Raw genomic sequence first — 15,604 nt, forward strand, 5'->3', positions numbered from 1 at the left:
CATGCCCCGTCTCCCGCTCCCGTCGTCAGGAGCAGGGAATCACGCCCTCGCCGCGCGTGCAATTTGCAAGGAAACCCACTGACCCACGCCAAGCCCTTGCACGCGCGAAGACGTGTGCATAACCAATCCGCGCGATCTTCCAACGATTTAGCCGTTCTTCACGGCCGACGCGTGAACCTGCGCGACGCCGTCAGTTGATGCTGTAGGCCCGCTCGATGACGACGCCGCAGCTCTCGGCCAGGCTGAAGGCCATCTCGCGGGTCAGGCCGAAGATCAGCGGGGTCTCGCCGCGATAGAGCGTGTAGCGGCCATCGGGCCGCACCGTGATGCGCACCGGATCGTGCATGGGTGCCTCCTCCGTGGCCGGCCCGTTCATTGCGGTCCGGCTCAAGGGCAGGAAGCTTAGGGTGATTCGGGGCGGCCGCGAAGGGGCAGAATGCGGGCCGCGTTGCGACGGCGCCTCGGGGTGCAGGGCGATCCGGAGGGAGAGGCGACTCGGAACGGAGAGGACCTCCGCTCGCGGGACCCGTGTGATCAGACCGCGCGCCGCTTCGTTCGTCCCCGGCGCTTCGTCTTCGTCTTCGGGTTCGCGGCCTTGCCGAGTTCGGTGAGCGCCGCCCGCTGCCGGCGTCGCACCGCGTTGGCGGCATGACCCATCCAGAAGCCGGCGGCCCGGTTGGCGGCGGAGAGCCACAGGCTGTACGGCGATCCCTTCATGGCGACACGCACCTCCGCCCGGTCAACGGCCGGATCCTCCGGGAGGTTGCGGGGACGCCTCAGGGCTCCTCCGCCCGGCGGCCGGTCCGCGGTGCATCGGCCCCCCGCTGCGCCTCCGGCCCGATCGACTGGCGCCACTCGGCGAGGAAGCGGGCGCGCTTGGCCCGGTCCTGCACCGCGAGCAGCACCGGCCCGACGGTGATCGGCCGGAAGATCCCGGCGGCCGAGAGGCTCGGCGGCCCGTCGACCCCGGGCGGCAGCGGCCCGGTTCGGTCGAAGAAGAAGGCCTGCTCGCGCGAGACCCGCTGCCCGCGGGCGGAGAGAAGGTAGTCGAGGAACGCGAAGGCGTCCCCGGTCGCCCGGGCGGTGACCGGGACCAGGGCGGCGCGGCTCAGGACCAGGGTGTAGTCCCGCGGCACCACCAGGCCGAGGCGGGCGCCGCGCCGCATCGCCCCGTAGACGTAGGAGCCGAGCAGGTTGTAGCCGATGGCGATCCGCCCGGCCTCGAGGTCGGCGATCAGGTCGCCGGTGCAGCAGCGCACCCGCAGGTTCGCCCGCCCGAACGCCTCGACGAGGCGCCCGTAGGTGGCGGCATTGCGGGCGTCGTAGGCGGCGAACAGGTAGCCGATGCCCGACATCGTGATGTCGTAGGAGCCGATCCGTCCGGCATAGGCCTCGGGCTTGCGCCGCAGGAGGTCGACGAGCTCGACCCGGCTGCGCGGCAGGTCCTCGCGGGGCACGAGGTCGGGCCGGTAGGCGATCACCGCCGGCTCGGTGGTGAAGCCGAACACCTCGTCGCGCCAGGTCGCCCAGTCGGGCTGGCGCCCGGTCTCGATCGAGCGGTGCGCCCGGGCGCAGCCGTCATTGGCGAGCTTGATCAGGTGGTCGACCGACGAGGAGATCACCAGGTCCGCCGCGTAGCCGCTGCGCTCCCGCCCGGCCGCGCAGGCCGCCGCCACCTCGCCGAACAGGTCGGCGGTGACGTATTCGTGGTAGACCACCGTCACGTCCGGATAGAGCTGCTGGTAGTCGCGGATCAGCGGCGCCATCGCGTCGAGGTCGGCGGCCGCCCGGATCGTCAGGGTCGTGCGCGCGGGCTCGCTCGCCGGGAAGCGGCGCGTCTCCGCGGCGGCGGCCGGGCCGGCGAGCGCGAGCAGGAGGGCGAGGAGCCGGATCACGGCCGCGCCTCCCCTTCGGCCGGCAGGGCCAGGATCACCGCGAAGCCCCGCTCCGAATGGGACGCGAAGCGCATCTCGCCGCCATGGGCCGCCGCCACCTCGGCCGCGATGGTGAGGCCGAGGCCGGACCCGGCCGCGCCGCCGGAGGCGGACTGGAACGGCTCGCGCACCCGCGCCCAGTCGCTCGCCGGGATGCCGGGCCCGTCATCCTCCACCGCCAGCAGCACCCGGTCGCGCTCCCGCTCGACCCGGACCGTGAGCCGGCCGGGGGCGCCGTGCTTGAAGGCATTGTGGATCAGGTTGGCCAGGGCCTCGCGCAGGGCGATCGCGTCGCCGGAGATGGTCAGGGGCTCGTCCGGCCCCTCGTAGCCGATATCGACCGCCCGGTCGCCGGCCTGCTGCACGGCGTCGATCAGGGTGCGGCGGGCGAGCCCCGCCACGTCGACGGGGCCGAACGCCACCGCGCGGGCGCGGTGGATCACCATGGCGTGGTTGAGGAGCTGGTTGGTGAGGCGCCCGAGCTCCGCCGTGCGCTCGCGGACGCGGGCGAGCTGGTCGTGCCGGCGCGCCTCGTCGGTCTCGCTCGACAGGAGGTCGAGCTGGGCGGCGAGCGCGGTCAGCGGCGTGCGGATCTGGTGCGCCGCGTCGGCGATGAAGCGCTTCATCACCGCGACGTGGCCGGCGAGCCGCCCCATGAAGTGGTCGATCGAGGCGACGAGGAGGTGGATCTCCCGCGGGGCGGCGAGGCCGAGCGGGTTGAGGTCGTTGGGGCCGCGGGCCGCCAGCACGCCCTCGATGGCGCGCAGGGGGCGCAACGCCGCGCGCACCGCCACCGCGACCGCCCCGAGGGCGAGCGCGCTCATCGCCAGGACCATCAGGCTCGCCTTGACGGTCAGCTCGCGGGCGAGCCGGGCCCGGGCCTCGCGGGTCTGGGCCACCACCACGGCGGCGAAGCCCGTCCGCGCCGCGTCCGGCACGTAGCGGCCGGCCACCACCGCCCGCACCGCCTGGCCGCGATGCTCCCAGTCGAGGAGGAGCGGCCCCCCGGCGAGGCGCGCCCGCTCGACCGGCACCGCGAGGTCGGCGTCCCCGGTGAGCAGACCGTCGGCGGGGTCGACCACCTTGTAGAAGATCCGGTCGCGGGGGCTGAGCGCCAGGGTCTCGAAGGCCGAGAAGGGCGGATCGACCGAGACCTCGCGCCCGTCGCTGGCGATGGTCTCGGCGATCTGCAGCGCCGCCCCGACGAGCAGCCGGTCATAGGCCTCGTCGGCCGCGAGCCGGGCCGAGGCCCAGGCGGCGACGAGGAGCAGGCCGGCGCCCGCGGCGAGGACGAGGGCCAGCACCGCGACGAGGCGGGCGAACAGCGAAGGCGTGCGGGGGATCATTCTCGGGGAAATCAGCTTCCTTCGGGGATCACGGCCGCAATCACGGCTCCCGGATCACGTGCATTGAATCACGTCTCTTGGCAGACGACCTGGTAGCCGAGGCCGCGCAGCGTCCGGATCTCGGCCCTCGCGCCGGCGGCGGCGAGCTTGCGGCGCAGGCGCGCCACGATCTGCTCGACGGCGTTCTCGCTCGATTCCTCCTCGAAGGCGAAGACCCGCTCGAGGAGCTCGCCCTTGGCGAAGATGCGGCCCGGCCGGGCGGCCAGGATCTCGATCAGGGTCCATTCCCGCCGCGTCAGGTCGAGGGGCTCGCCCGCCACGCTGGCGCTGCGGGCCTCCCGGTCGAGGCGCAGGTTGCCCAACGTGAGCGCGTTGTCGGCGTGGCCGGTGTTGCGGCGCAAGAGCGCCCGGACCCGCGCCTCCAGCTCGCGGAAGTCGAACGGCTTCACCAGGTAGTCGTCGGCGCCGAGATCCAGCGCCCCGACCCGGTCGTCGACCTCCGAGCGGGCGGTGAGCACCAGCACCGGCACCGGCCCTTTGCGGGCCCGCAGGCGCTTCAGGATCGCGAAGCCGTCGAGCCCCGGCAGGTTCACGTCGAGGATCACGAGGTCGTAGGCCTGGACCTCCAGCAGCGCGTCGCCCGCCGCGCCGTCGACCTCCCAGTCGACCGCGTGGCCGAGCGCCTTGAGGCGCGCCGCGATGGCCTCGCCGACGTCGCGCGTGTCCTCGACGAGCAGGATGCGCACGAAAATTCCTCTTCGGTCGCGGGGTGGAGATATCTGTCAGTTTGGCAACAGGGTCGGACGCTACCCCAACGTCCAACGCCCGGCCAAGAGGCCGTGAAGCGGGCATCGCGACGGATCCACGGGGAGGTCACCATCATGAATGCGCGTCCGGACATCATCCCCGAGCCCCTGCTCGCGGTCGAGGGCGTCACGCTCCAGTACAAGACCACCGATCACCTCGTCACCGCGACCTACCGGGTCGATTTCGAGGTGATGCCGGGCGACCGCTACATCCTGCTCGGGCCGTCGGGCTGCGGCAAGTCCACCCTGCTCAAGGCGATCGGCGGCTACATGAATCCGGTCGAGGGCGAGATCAGGCTCAAGGGCCGCAAGGTCACCGAGCCCGGCCCCGACCGGATGATGGTCTTCCAGGAATTCGACCAGCTCCTGCCCTGGAAGACCGTCAGGCAGAACGTCGCCTTCGCGCTCACGGCGTCCGGCCGCGCCACCGGCGCTGAAGCGGACGACCGGGCGATGGCCTATATCGAGAAGGTGGGTCTGGCGAAGTTCGCCGATTCCTTCCCGCACATGCTGTCGGGCGGCATGAAGCAGCGCGTGGCGATCGCCCGCGGCATGGCGATGGAGCCCGACATCCTGCTGATGGACGAGCCCTTCGCGGCCCTCGATGCGCTGACCCGCCGCAAGATGCAGGACGAGTTGCTGCGCCTGTGGGAGGACACCCGGTTCACGGTGCTGTTCGTCACCCACTCGATCGAGGAGGCGATCAAGGTCGGCACCCGCATCCTGCTGCTCTCGCCCCATCCGGGACAGGTCAAGGCGGAGCTCAACAGCCTGCCGGCCTCCGAACTCGGCACCGCCGCGCAGGGCGCCCTCGAGACCCGCATCAACGACATGCTGTTCGCCTGACCTAAGAACCCGGGAGACACGCCGTGACCGCAACCGCCGCCCCCCTCAGCACACCCCTCAGGCCGCGACCCGAGATCGTCCGCGAGACCGCCGCCCCCGGCGCGATCAGCGTCGAGCAGCGCCTGTCCTTCACCGAGCTGGCCTACCGCCAGAGCTGGCTGCGCAAGGCCCTGGTGCTCGCCGGTCTCGCGCTGCTCTGGGAGGTCTATGGCCGCTGGCTCGACAACCCGCTCCTGTTCCCGACCTTCAGCGCCACGGTCGAGGCCTTCGCCACGGCGGTCCTGAGCGGCGAGATCCCCGCGAAGGCGCTGGTCTCGCTCCAGACCCTCGCCATCGGCTACGGCATCGGCATCGGCTTAGCGGCGCTCCTGACCACGCTGGCGATCGGCTCGCGGCTGGGCACCGACCTGCTCGAGACCCTGACCGCGATGTTCAACCCCCTGCCGGCGATCGCGCTCCTGCCGCTGGCGCTGATCTGGTTCGGCCTCGGGCAGGGCAGCGTGGTCTTCGTCCTCGTCCACTCGGTGCTGTGGGCGATCGCGCTCAACACCCATGCGGGCTTCCGCTCGGTCTCGAACACGCTCCGGATGGTCGGGCTCAATTACGGCCTGCGCTCCTTAAGCCTGGTGAGGACGATCCTGATCCCGGCGGCCTTCCCGTCGATCCTCACCGGCCTCAAGGTCGGCTGGGCCTTCGCCTGGCGCACGCTGATCGCGGCGGAGCTGGTCTTCGGCGTGTCCTCGGGCTCGGGCGGGCTCGGCTGGTACATCTTCGAGAACCGCAACGCGCTCGAGACCACCAACGTCTTCGCCGGCCTGTTCACCGTCATCATGATCGGCCTGTTCGTCGAGAACGTGATCTTCGCCAACATCGAGAAGAAGACCATCCGGCGCTGGGGCATGCAGCACTGAGGACATGAAGCGCCACATCCCCCTGGACCGGCCGCGGCCCAGGGGGCAAGAACGACGAAATCCGACGGCGAAATCCGCAACGACACCGGGAGGCTCACCGCAATGTTCGCTCGCAAGATCCTCGGCCTGGCGGCCGGCGCCGCCCTGGCGCTCTCGATGGCCCTCGCCCCGGCCCGCGCCGAGGTGTCCGAGGTCCGCATCTCCAAGGGCTACGGCGTCCTCTACCTGCCGCTCTTCGTGATGCAGGAGAAGAAGTTCCTGGAATCCCAGGCCGCCAAGGCGGGCCTGGGCGACGTCAAGGTGACCTGGCTCACGCTGGATGGCGGCAACGTCATCAACGACGCGATGATCGCCGGCTCCCTCGACATCGCCGGCACCGGCGCCCCGGGCTTCCTCGCCCTGTGGGCGAAGGGGCGCGGCAGCGCCAAGACCGAGGTGATCGGCGTCTCCGGCATGTCGACCACGGCGCTCGACCTGAACGTCAACAAGCCGGAGATCAAGTCGCTCGCCGACTTCACCCCGAAGGACAAGATCGCGATCCCGGGCATCAAGACCTCGCTCGCCGCGGTGGTGCTGCAGATGGCGGTGGCCAAGCAGTTCGGGCCGGAGAACTACAGCAAGCTCGATTCGAGCACCGTCGGCCTGCCCCACCCGGAGGCGGTCGCCGCCCTCCTGTCGGGCAAGACCGAGATCGTCGCCCACTTCGCCTCGCCGCCCTTCACCCAGGTCGAGCGCGCCGACCCGAAGATCCGCACCATCCTCAAGGCCTCCCAGGTCTTCGGCGACATCACCCTCGACGTGGTGTTCGCGCTCAAGCGCTTCACCGAGGCGAACCCGAAGATCACCCAGGCCTTCCTGGCTGCCCTCGACGAGTCCTGCGACTTCATCGTCAAGAACAAGGCCGAGACCGCCGCGATCTTCGCCCGCGCCTCGAAGGTGAAGGTAGCGCCCGAGGAGGTCGCGCAGATCCTCGAGGACCCGGACAGCCGGTTCTCGGCGACGCCGCACGGGATCATGGAGTTCGTGACCTTCATGCACCGGGCCGGCATCATGAAGACCAAGCCGGCGACCTGGCAGGACCTGTTCATCCCGGCCCTGCGCGAGCGCGCCGGCAGCTGATCCCCTGGGTCGCCGTCGGCGGGCCCCCACGTCACCGGCCTCTTCACGCTGCGGCGCGGAGAGGCTTTTTTACCTCTGGTTAAGCATGCCCCGCCCTGATGGGGGCCATGCCGACTCACCCGACGCAGCTCCTCCCGCCCCTGGATCCGCTCGCGGATGCCCGGGCCCTCCAGGCCAGCATCGTGGCCCTGCGCCACCTGCTGGCGGCCCAGAGCCGCCAGCTCGACGCCATCGAGCGCCGCCTCTCCCCCGCCTGCAGCCCGGCGGAAGCCGGGGCACGGCGCCTGCGCGCCCTCAAGGCCGGCGGCGACTGAGCCCGGGGCGTCGCCCCGGCCGAACGCGCCGGGGCGCAACCCCACAGTGCAGAGTTTCGAGTCGTGCACGTGGGTGACCAGGCCGTAACCCTGATCGCGGCCCGGTGGGACCGGGCTTTGCCGCACCGCGTTATCCGGTCGACGAACAGTCGGACAGAGAGGAGCGCCGGAGCGTGGATACCTGCAGCGGTACACCCGTCAGCTTGACCTTGGGTCGACGCAGGATCGAGGGTGTCCTGCGTGCCGTGGGCGAGTTCGTCGACATGCCCGGAGAGCCCGGAAGCCCGGGGCGCCGGTTGCGCAACCTGATCCTCGATTTCGGCCCGGCCTGCGCCCCGGTCGAGGTGTGGCTGGCGGAGCCGGAGCCGGCCGGCCCGCCGGCGCCCTGCCTCACGCCTTCATCAAGGACCTGAGGACCTCCAGGATGTCGTCACCGCGGCAGGGCCGGGCGACGAAGCGGGCATGGGCCGGCATCCGGTCGGGATCGGGCTTGCTGCGGCCGGAGACGACGACGATCGGCAGGTCGGGCCGCATCTGGGCGGCTGCCCGGGCGAGGTCGAAGCCGTCGGTCTTGCCGGAGAGTTCCACGTCGGTGATCAGCGCGACGATGTCGTCGCGGCCGGTCAGGAGGCCGAGGGCGCGCTCGGCGGAGGCCGATTGCAGCGCCTCGTAGCCGGCCGCATCGAGCACGTCGCTGAGGTCCATGATGGTCAGCGCCTCGTCCTCCACCACCAGGATCACGGGCCGCTCGTCCTTTGCAGTCACGGTGTCGCTTCCCACGTCGCCTGTCCTTGCCGGTCGGACCCGCCCCGGCGGCGCCTGCCCGGGAGCGGCGCGGTCGGCGGGCGGTGTCTGTCTTCGGGCGGCCGATCCCGGCCGGCCGGCGCGGGCGCACCGGCCGTTGATCCAAACGACGGATCCCCTGCACCGGTTGCAGCGGTGCCGTGCCCGCACCGGCGCGGAATCGGCGGGCCGGGCGATCTCGCGCTTGCGCCAAGGCCCGCGCCCCGCTAGAGGACGGCACCTGACCCGAACGGGCGGCGCGCCGCCCCGCAGGTCTGGCCCGGAGAGGTGGCCGAGTGGTTGAAGGCGCACGCCTGGAACGCGTGTATACGGGCAACCGTATCGAGGGTTCGAATCCCTCTCTCTCCGCCAGAAATCCTTACAAATCACTGACTTCAAATAGGTTTTCGACGAGGTCAGGGTTCGTGCCCTGGGGCATCGGCCGTTCAGATGCCGAACCGCCCGGCCACCTGCGGGCAGGATAGGCCTTGCTGCAAGGCAGCAACGTCGCGACGACAACGATCGATGGACAGGGCGGCGGGCACGGCTCCTCCTGCCCGCGCCAAGACGTTGATCGCCGAAAGGCGACCTCCACATGGGAGCGTGACCGCGCTGAACCAAGCGGTGCGATGTCGGCCTGATCGGTAAATGCGCGAAGGGCGCGCCCAGATGCCTCCGCAACCGTTCGAAGGCACCTGCTCGGGTTGCGCGCGTCGGCAGCGCGCCCCTGATCGGAGCCGCTCGAACGGCTGCCCGTCACCCGGCAACGGACTTGGTGTCCCTCACGAAACTCCCGATCGCCGGTATTGCTCAGTATGGCGGCCTCGGCGCAGCGGGAGTTCCGTGAGGTGCACTTAACGGCTGCCGTCTTTTGCTGTCATGTGCCCGACGCTGAAACAGGGAACGCGAGGTCATCAAGCGGGCGAGTGCCGTGCGCCGTCTTCCCTTCGCCAGGAGGCAAAGCCAGTTGACCGCGTTCGCGGCGCGGCAGAGGACCGGCGGCTTGAGTGCCGGCCGGCTACGCGGCGGTCGCCGGCGTGGAGGCGATGCCCGCCGCTCGCTGTGCGAGGGCCGACGCGGTGATCCCGTCGAAGCGCGCGCGGAGTGTTGCCCCGCCTGTCGCATGGCTGCGACGTCGAGACAGGCGCTCTGACGAAATCCTCTCGGGTCCGGGCGATTTCCGTTCTACCCTGCGGCCGTCAGGGAAGCGCGCGAGACGGCGCTTCACGGTCGAGAGGGCGGCATGGCGGAAACCGGAACGGGCGCATCGCTGCGGACGCGCCTCGATGCCCGGAGAAGCCAGCTCGACAGCGCTTACCGGGCGTGCATGGAGACCGCGATCAGCGGTCTGCGCCGCAGCGGAGTCGCGGCCCGCGCGAAGCGGGCCGGTGACCGTGCGCCCGATTTCGCCCTGCGCGATCCGGACGGGGTGATGGTGTCATTGGCCGAGCGGCTGCGGGGGGGGCCCGTCGTCCTGAGCTTCTTGCGCGGTGAGTGGTGCTCCTTCTGCCGCATCGAGATCGAGGCGCTGCTCGAGGCGCTGCCGGATCTCGCCGCGGCCGGCGCGAGCCTCGTGATGGTCTCGCCGCAGGCCCCGTCCGAGACCCTGATCGAACGGAGCCGCGGCGTCGACGGCCTCACGGTTCTCAGGGACCCGATGAACGGGGTCGGGCTGCAATACGGGCTCGTCTTCCGCCTGCCGGACAGTCTGCGCCGAGCCCTGCTCGGGGCCGGCATCGACCTGTCGCGCGCCTACGGCACCGATGCGTGGCTGCTCCCGATCCCTGCCACTTACGTGATCCGCCCCGACGGCGCCATCGCGCTCGCCCACACGATCCGGACTTTACCCGGCGCCTCGACCCCGGCGCCATCGTCGTGTCGCTCCGCGCCGAGACCGGCACGGCCCGACGCGGTCAGGCCGCCCCCGCGGCCTCCGCGGCCTCCGCCTGCCGCGACGAACCCGCACCCTTCGCCTACCGCACCAGCGCGGCGAGCGCCGGCGAGTGACCGCGGCCCGCCATCGTCGTGAGAACCACCCTGTACCGGAGTGGCAGGTCGGCGAGCCGGCGGTACGGTAGTGCTCTGGCGCGGGCGGTGCTTTCCGGCCAGAGGATGCAACCGAGGCCCTCCCGAACGAAGCCGGCGAGCCAGCGCTCGTCCCCGCTCGCATGGCGGGCGACCCGGTCGGTTGATGCTCCTCGCCTTCATGGCGGCGGCGATCGCGTCCTCGTGGCGGCAGCCGAGGTGCACGATGAGCGGCTCGCCGTCGAGATCCTCGAGCACCACCTCGCGCGACGCCTCGAAGCGGTGTCCGGGCGCGAAGGCGACGCAGAACATGTCCTCGGCGACGGCGCGGAGGTCGAAACGCTCGTGACGGCTCTCGGCCGCTTCCTCGACATGGGCGAGCAGGGCCGCGTCGATGTCGCCGGCGATGAGCTTCTCCTCGACGAGGTCCGCCGGACCGATCTCGACCTGAAGGGCCAGCTCGCCGATCTCCGCCGAGACGCGGGCGAGAAGCGGAACTCCGGTCTCGGCCGCGATGGACGAGCAGGCCCCGACGGTGAGCTGTCCCGTCTCGCGCTTGCGGAAGCTCTGCGCCTGGCGCTTGGCGGCCTCGGCCGCCCCCAGGGTCATCTGCAGGTGCGGCCGCATGAGGCGCCCGAGTTCGGTCAGATGCGTGTTGGCGCGCTCGCGGCAAAAGAGCGGACCGCCGAGCTCGTCCTCAAGCTTCTGGATCGCGCGGGTCAGCGACGGCTGCGCGACGTGCAGCCGCTCGGCCGCGCGGGTGAAGTTCAGGTGCTCGGCCACCGCGAGGAAGTAGCGGACCTGATGCATCTCCATGGGCTCATCCAACCCCGTTCCGGGCTCGATCCACGCCAATCACGGCCGGGCTTCATCCGTACCGGGACCGGACGGATTCGCACTCTCCCGGGTGTCACAGCCTGGCGACCGCCCGGCCGGTCACCCGCCGCCGAAACGTCACCGCGCGCCCGCACGGCGATCCCGTCCTCCAAGGACCGAACGGACCGCCGCGGCCGAGGGACCGTCGCCGCCCTTTCCCAACAGGGGCCAGCCGGCAGCCGACCGGTATGCCGCACCGGTCCCTCCCGGAGAGGGCGAAGCCCGCCCTGATCGCGCTCGCCATCGGCCGCTGCGCGGCATGCATCGAAACCATAACCATTCGCGATTTCCCGTGGAGCGCCCTCGGTGCTCACATGAGATCGTCGCCGGGTGGCGGCATACCGGAGATCGCCATGAACCGCCTCTTCGTCGCCGGGCTCGCGCTCTGCCTCGCGGGTCCCGCCTTTGCCCAGAACAGCGGCAGCGGACAGCAGACGGGCGGGCCAGGCCGGGACCGACTCAGCACGACCGGAGGCACGCCGAAACCCGTCATCGCGCCCGATCCGAGGCGCCTCGGCTCCGGGAGCCATGCCGGGGGACCGCTGAACAACCGCCTCTCCTCGACGGGACCCGGCGGTGCCTCCCCGATCGCGAAGCGGGATCCGGCCCTGCGCCGGTACGGCTCCGGGTCGCGCGCGGGCGGCACGCTGAACCGCTGACCCGCGCAGGGCCGAGGGAGAGCGTCATGGACACGATGAACCCGAGGCTCGCACCGGCCGGCGAGCGACCGAACCTCCGGGCATTCGGTCAGGTGGTCCTCGTGCTCCAGGGCGGCGGCGCCCTCGGCGCCTACCAGGTCGGCGTGTACCGCGCCCTGCACGAGGCCGGGATCGAGCCCGACTGGGTGATCGGGACCTCGATCGGGGCGATCAACGGCAGCCTGATCGCCGGCAACCCACCCGAGCGCCGCCTGGAGCGCCTGTCCGCCTTCTGGCAGCGGATCGAGCATGCCGGGATCCGCGGCCGGCTCTCCGGCTGGCCCGGCCTCGGGGCGATCTCCGCCCATTGGAGGACGCTGATGCAGGGCGTCCCGGGCTTCTTCGCCCCCAATCCCCTCGCGCTCGCCAGTCCCCATTGGCCGCTCGGCCCGGAATCGGTCGGCTACTACTCCACGGCGCCTCTGCGCGAGACCCTGGGAGACCTGGTCGACCTCGCGGTGCTGCAAAGCGGCGCCTGCCGTCTGACCGTGGGGGCGGCCACCGTGCGCACGGGCCGGATGCGCTACTTCGACAGCCGCGAGGAGGCCCTCGACCTGCGCCACGTCATGGCGTCCGGGGCGCTGCCTCCCGCCTTCCCGCCGGTGCGCATCGGGGACGATCTGTACTGGGACGGCGGCATCCTGTCGAACACGCCCGTCGAGGCGGTGTTCGACGACAACCCGCGCCGCGACGGCATCGTGTTCGCGGTGCACATGTGGAACCCGTCCGGTCCCGAGCCGCAGACGCTCTGGGAGGTCGTCAACCGCCAGAAGGATCTGCAATATGCCAGCCGCGCCCACAGCCAGATCACGCGACAGAAGCAGATGCACCGGCTGCGCCACGTGATCGCCGAGCTCGCCGCGCGCCTGCCGGACGACGTCGCGGCCGATCCGGAGATCAAGGCGCTCGCCGCCTATGGCTGCCTGACCCGGATGCACGTCGTGCGCCTCCTCGCACCCCGGCTCGATGCGGAGGATCACCTGCGCGACATCGATTTCAGCCCGGCCGGGATCCGCGCGCGCGAGGAGGCGGGCTACCGGCACGCGCGCGGCGTCCTCACCCAGGCCCCGTGGACCCGTGCGGTCGACGACCTGGAAGGTTTCGTGCTGCACGAGGCCGATGCGGGCCACGCCGCGGTGACGTGGTGACACGCAGGCGGCGCCCGCTCCACCGCGTCCGTGCCATCGACGATCAGGGCTGTCCGTTCCCGCCGCAGCCCCGTGGACCCGCGCCGCGGCGTCGCCGGGCCGATCGGCGGCACCCGGCCGGCTGCCGGCGGTGCCGGCCGTCCAGCCGGAGCGTGCCGAGGATGGAAAGGCCGAGGGAGGCATGTCGTCGTCCCGCGCCGTCGTGACGGGCGCTCCCATCAGGCTGCTTGCCGTGAAGCGGCGGGATCCCACGCGAGGCGGATATCGACCTCCCGCTCCACGTAGCCCCATTCCGGCGTCGCCCTCAGGGCGGCGACCAGCGCGTCGAAGGCGGCGGCATGCTCCGGGGCGAACTCGAACCAGGTCAGGAAATCGAACGGCTCCCCGAGATCGCGGCAATGGTGCAGGCGGCGCGCCACCGCCGGAAGGTAGGCCGTGCCGATCGCGGTGTGGTGCGAGGTTTCCTCGAAGATGATCCGGCGCTCGTCCTGCGCGAGGGTCCACCACCCCTGCGACTTGCGGATCGGGATCAGGGCCGCGCAGGTCGCCTCGCCGCGGCCGAGGGGCGCCTGCGTCGCGCCGAGCATGTCGAGTTCCCGGCGCGTCGCGTAGCGCGCGTGGCCGGCGACGCCCTTCAGGGTCCAGGATGACGCCTCGACAGGGTGTGCCGGCTCCGCCACGGCGCAGGACACGATCTCGAGGCGCTCGGCGCAAGGGAGCGTCTCGCCCCGGACGGCCTCCACGCTGACGATCCGCCAGGGTCCGCTGCAGCCGCCGCGGAAATAGGCGAGATTTGTCATAGAGCAGCCCCCGATGTCAGCGCGTCTTGGAGATTTGCAACAATGAGTACCAACTTCGGTCGGTCTAGAGCCCGCTAAACCAGTTGAACCCCCTGTCCTCCCAGTACCCGCCCGGATAGGTGTTCGTCACCTCGATGGCGGTGATCCATTTCGGGTTCTTGAACCCGAGCTTCGTCGCCATGCGCAGCCGCAGCGGGTAGCCGAACGGGTCGGGCAGCGTCTCGCCCGCGTAGGTGGTGGCGAGCAGCGTCTGGGGATGCAGCGCCGTCGCCATGTCGATGCTGCTCGGGTAGTCGTCGGCCGTCTTGAAGGCGACGTATTGCGCCCGGAGATCCGCACCGACCCGCTCCAGGAAGGTCCGGAGCGGCACGCCGGACCACTGCCCGATATAGTCCCAGCCCTCGACGCAGATGTGCCGGATGATCGTCTCGCGCTGCGGCAGGGCGGCGATCATCTCCCGGGTCCATGGCCTCCTGTCCTGGATGAGGCCGGCGAGTTCCAGCCTCCAGGCGGCCCCGTCCACCGGCTTCACCTCCTCGATCGGGTAGTAGGCGTTGAAGCGCGGCGGCTTCAGGACCGCCGACGGCGGATATTCGGGCGCGAGCTTGTTCGGGTCGAACAAGGCCGCCTGGACGCCGTCGTTGAAGGCCGAGATGGCCCGCAGGGCCATCCCGACCGAGGTCGAGTCGCCGACGTCGCAGCCGGTGAGCATCGTCAGCGCGCCGAGCGACAGCCCGCCGCGCAGGAACCCCCGCCTTTCCAGCGATCGGATCAGCGGGCGGTGATCGTCGAGGATCCCCGGGTCGGGCAGCACGGAGGGACGAAAGAGGGACCGCATCGCTCAGGGCTCCTTGCGCCGCGCGGGGAGTTCGGGGCCGCCGGTCAGCATCGCCAGCAGCGTGCGCGGCACCAGCAGCGAGAGGGCGACATGGACGACGAGGAAGCCGACGATCACCGCCATGCCGAGGAAGTGGATCAGGCGGGCCGACTGGAAGCCTCCGAGGAGGTCGGTGAGTCCCGAGAACTGCACGGGCTTCCAGATCGCCAGGCCGGACACGACCTGCGCGATGCCCGCGAGGATCACCACGATGTAGAGGATCTTCTGCACCGCGTTGTACGTCGTCAGGTCCTCGTGCGCGAGCTTGAACCGCAGCGTCTCGCGCACCGTCTCGACGACGTCGCCGAGACGGATCGGGAGCAGGCGCTCGCGCAGCCGCCCGGTCGCGACGCCGTAGATCAGGTAGGCGGCGCCGTTGAGGGCCAGCACCCACATCGCCGCGAAGTGCCAGAGCAGGCTCTCGGCCGCCCAGGAGCCGATCTTCACCGGGAAGTCGAACCCGTGGAAGATCACAGAATCGTTGTAGATCCCCCAGCCCGATCCGATCAGCACGATCATTGCGGCGGCGTTGGTCCAGTGCATGACCCGGATTGCGAGCGGATGCAGCCGCCGCACTCGTGCAGCGGTCGAATTCAATACAATGGTATGCATTTCAAATCCTCTGTCTATACGATATTTTTGTTTACTGATTCCGTGTTTTGCTTTAGCTCTTCAGCAACGCACGAAGGAGGATCAGGTGCGACCCTACCCGTTGATGATTCTGCTCGCCCTCGCAGGGCCGACCGCGGCGGCGACGGCCCCGGTCGACCTGCCTGCCCTGGCCGCCAAGGCGGCGCGCCGCTTCCCGCAGCCGGTGCGGGTCGCAGACCTGGTCGGCCGACGCCTGCTCGAGCCGGCGGAGCGGCAGGCCGTGCTCGGGCGCGTGCGCGGTGCGGTGCGCCGGGCGGATGGCGGCGTCGATCTCAGCGTCGAGACCGGCTGGTTCTCCGGCCGCACCGTCGCGGTCCCGACCGAGGCGGTGGGGCTGCTCGGCGAGCACGTGGCGCTCCTCGACCTCACGCCCGAGCAATTGCAGGCCCTGCCGGCCGCGGGCTCCGCCCCGGCGGTCTCGCCGGAGGAAACGATCCGGATCGGGCTGGTCAAGCCGTTCCATTGAGCCC

General features: G+C 71.0%; 17 protein-coding genes, 1 tRNA gene and 1 pseudogene. 9 read left to right on the top strand and 10 right to left on the bottom strand.

All coding sequences use genetic code 11. From position 1 onward, the window contains the following. Positions 1-190: 190 nt before the first annotated feature. From EU555_RS36415 to EU555_RS29390, 5 genes are all read right to left on the bottom strand, one after another. Positions 191-346: a hypothetical protein gene (locus EU555_RS36415; RefSeq protein WP_167858700.1), complete on the bottom strand. Its 156-nt coding sequence runs from the start codon at positions 344-346 to the stop codon at positions 191-193. A 188-nt stretch (positions 347-534) separates the two neighbouring features. Continuing rightward, on the bottom strand, positions 535-717 hold the full coding sequence (locus EU555_RS29375; RefSeq protein ID WP_135418889.1) for a hypothetical protein: 183 nt from the start codon (positions 715-717) through the stop codon (positions 535-537). A 59-nt stretch (positions 718-776) separates the two neighbouring features. Continuing rightward, positions 777-1,895 carry an ABC transporter substrate-binding protein gene (locus EU555_RS29380; protein WP_135418890.1) on the bottom strand — a complete coding sequence of 373 codons (1,119 nt, stop codon included), beginning with the start codon at positions 1,893-1,895 and terminating at the stop codon, positions 777-779. Beyond that, positions 1,892-3,280, bottom strand: a complete 1,389-nt coding sequence (locus EU555_RS29385) for a sensor histidine kinase (protein ID WP_135418891.1) — start codon at positions 3,278-3,280, stop codon at positions 1,892-1,894. Before EU555_RS29385 ends, EU555_RS29380 begins: the two co-directional genes overlap by 4 nt. A 68-nt stretch (positions 3,281-3,348) precedes the next feature. After that, entirely contained in the window at positions 3,349-4,026 is a 678-nt protein-coding gene (locus EU555_RS29390) for a response regulator transcription factor (RefSeq protein WP_135418892.1), read from the bottom strand. Between the two features lie 135 nt (positions 4,027-4,161). Between EU555_RS29390 and EU555_RS29395 the strand changes: the two genes are divergently transcribed. From EU555_RS29395 to EU555_RS29410, 4 genes are all read left to right on the top strand, one after another. Continuing rightward, positions 4,162-4,932 (top strand): ABC transporter ATP-binding protein, encoded by a 771-nt coding sequence (locus tag EU555_RS29395; RefSeq protein WP_135418893.1) that lies wholly within the window; start codon positions 4,162-4,164, stop codon positions 4,930-4,932. Between the two features lie 23 nt (positions 4,933-4,955). Further along, positions 4,956-5,843, top strand: a complete 888-nt coding sequence (locus EU555_RS29400) for an ABC transporter permease (RefSeq protein WP_425375166.1) — start codon at positions 4,956-4,958, stop codon at positions 5,841-5,843. A gap of 102 nt (positions 5,844-5,945) precedes the next feature. Then, positions 5,946-6,962, top strand: coding sequence for an ABC transporter substrate-binding protein (locus EU555_RS29405; protein WP_135418894.1), 1,017 nt, complete (start codon positions 5,946-5,948; stop codon positions 6,960-6,962). Positions 6,963-7,069: 107 nt separating this feature from the next. Further along, entirely contained in the window at positions 7,070-7,276 is a 207-nt protein-coding gene (locus EU555_RS29410; protein ID WP_135418895.1) for a hypothetical protein, read from the top strand. A 390-nt stretch (positions 7,277-7,666) separates the two neighbouring features. Here EU555_RS29410 and EU555_RS29420 read toward each other — a convergent pair whose 3' ends face one another. Next, positions 7,667-8,056, bottom strand: coding sequence for a response regulator (locus EU555_RS29420; protein WP_135418897.1), 390 nt, complete (start codon positions 8,054-8,056; stop codon positions 7,667-7,669). A 285-nt stretch (positions 8,057-8,341) separates the two neighbouring features. Here EU555_RS29420 and EU555_RS29425 point away from each other — a divergent pair. Both EU555_RS29425 and EU555_RS37305 read left to right on the top strand, forming a co-directional pair. Next, positions 8,342-8,431: transfer RNA gene (locus tag EU555_RS29425), tRNA-Ser, on the top strand. A gap of 1,060 nt (positions 8,432-9,491) precedes the next feature. Then, positions 9,492-9,821: pseudogene (locus tag EU555_RS37305) on the top strand (redoxin domain-containing protein); the annotation flags it as partial. Positions 9,822-9,850: 29 nt separating this feature from the next. On the opposite strand, the gene EU555_RS29435 reads toward EU555_RS37305, so the two are convergent. Then, a complete protein-coding gene (locus EU555_RS29435; RefSeq protein ID WP_281041323.1) occupies positions 9,851-10,939 on the bottom strand; it encodes a LysR family transcriptional regulator in 1,089 nt (362 codons plus the stop codon). A 374-nt stretch (positions 10,940-11,313) separates the two neighbouring features. On the opposite strand from EU555_RS29435, the gene EU555_RS29440 reads away from it, so the two are divergent. Both EU555_RS29440 and EU555_RS29445 read left to right on the top strand, forming a co-directional pair. After that, on the top strand, positions 11,314-11,619 hold the full coding sequence (locus EU555_RS29440) for a hypothetical protein (RefSeq protein WP_135418898.1): 306 nt from the start codon (positions 11,314-11,316) through the stop codon (positions 11,617-11,619). A 26-nt stretch (positions 11,620-11,645) separates the two neighbouring features. Next, positions 11,646-12,806: a patatin-like phospholipase family protein gene (locus EU555_RS29445; protein ID WP_135418899.1), complete on the top strand. Its 1,161-nt coding sequence runs from the start codon at positions 11,646-11,648 to the stop codon at positions 12,804-12,806. A gap of 218 nt (positions 12,807-13,024) precedes the next feature. Here EU555_RS29445 and EU555_RS29450 read toward each other — a convergent pair whose 3' ends face one another. From EU555_RS29450 to EU555_RS29460, 3 genes are all read right to left on the bottom strand, one after another. After that, entirely contained in the window at positions 13,025-13,606 is a 582-nt protein-coding gene (locus EU555_RS29450) for a chlorite dismutase family protein (RefSeq protein WP_135418900.1), read from the bottom strand. 64 nt (positions 13,607-13,670) lie between these two features. Beyond that, positions 13,671-14,444: a molybdopterin-dependent oxidoreductase gene (locus tag EU555_RS29455; RefSeq protein ID WP_135418901.1), complete on the bottom strand. Its 774-nt coding sequence runs from the start codon at positions 14,442-14,444 to the stop codon at positions 13,671-13,673. Between the two features lie 3 nt (positions 14,445-14,447). Then, positions 14,448-15,095, bottom strand: coding sequence for a cytochrome b/b6 domain-containing protein (locus EU555_RS29460; protein WP_135418902.1), 648 nt, complete (start codon positions 15,093-15,095; stop codon positions 14,448-14,450). Between the two features lie 85 nt (positions 15,096-15,180). Between EU555_RS29460 and EU555_RS29465 the strand changes: the two genes are divergently transcribed. Continuing rightward, entirely contained in the window at positions 15,181-15,600 is a 420-nt protein-coding gene (locus EU555_RS29465) for a hypothetical protein (protein WP_245524557.1), read from the top strand. The last annotated feature ends 4 nt before the right edge of the window (positions 15,601-15,604 follow it).

The sequence above is a fragment of the Methylobacterium nonmethylotrophicum genome (genome assembly GCF_004745635.1).
Lineage (GTDB): Bacteria > Pseudomonadota > Alphaproteobacteria > Rhizobiales > Beijerinckiaceae > Methylobacterium > Methylobacterium nonmethylotrophicum.

What these genes read in the sequence shown, in the direction of transcription:
- EU555_RS36415 (WP_167858700.1), bottom strand. Translation starts at nt 346, where the DNA reads ATGCACGATCCGGTGCGCATCACGGTGCGGCCCGATGGCCGCTACACG.
- EU555_RS29375 (WP_135418889.1), bottom strand. Translation starts at nt 717, where the DNA reads ATGAAGGGATCGCCGTACAGCCTGTGGCTCTCCGCCGCCAACCGGGCC.
- EU555_RS29385 (WP_135418891.1), bottom strand. Translation starts at nt 3,280, where the DNA reads ATGATCCCCCGCACGCCTTCGCTGTTCGCCCGCCTCGTCGCGGTGCTG.
- EU555_RS29395 (WP_135418893.1), top strand. Translation starts at nt 4,162, where the DNA reads ATGAATGCGCGTCCGGACATCATCCCCGAGCCCCTGCTCGCGGTCGAG.
- EU555_RS29405 (WP_135418894.1), top strand. Translation starts at nt 5,946, where the DNA reads ATGTTCGCTCGCAAGATCCTCGGCCTGGCGGCCGGCGCCGCCCTGGCG.
- EU555_RS29410 (WP_135418895.1), top strand. Translation starts at nt 7,070, where the DNA reads ATGCCGACTCACCCGACGCAGCTCCTCCCGCCCCTGGATCCGCTCGCG.
- EU555_RS29440 (WP_135418898.1), top strand. Translation starts at nt 11,314, where the DNA reads ATGAACCGCCTCTTCGTCGCCGGGCTCGCGCTCTGCCTCGCGGGTCCC.
- EU555_RS29445 (WP_135418899.1), top strand. Translation starts at nt 11,646, where the DNA reads ATGGACACGATGAACCCGAGGCTCGCACCGGCCGGCGAGCGACCGAAC.
- EU555_RS29450 (WP_135418900.1), bottom strand. Translation starts at nt 13,606, where the DNA reads ATGACAAATCTCGCCTATTTCCGCGGCGGCTGCAGCGGACCCTGGCGG.
- EU555_RS29455 (WP_135418901.1), bottom strand. Translation starts at nt 14,444, where the DNA reads ATGCGGTCCCTCTTTCGTCCCTCCGTGCTGCCCGACCCGGGGATCCTC.
- EU555_RS29460 (WP_135418902.1), bottom strand. Translation starts at nt 15,095, where the DNA reads ATGCATACCATTGTATTGAATTCGACCGCTGCACGAGTGCGGCGGCTG.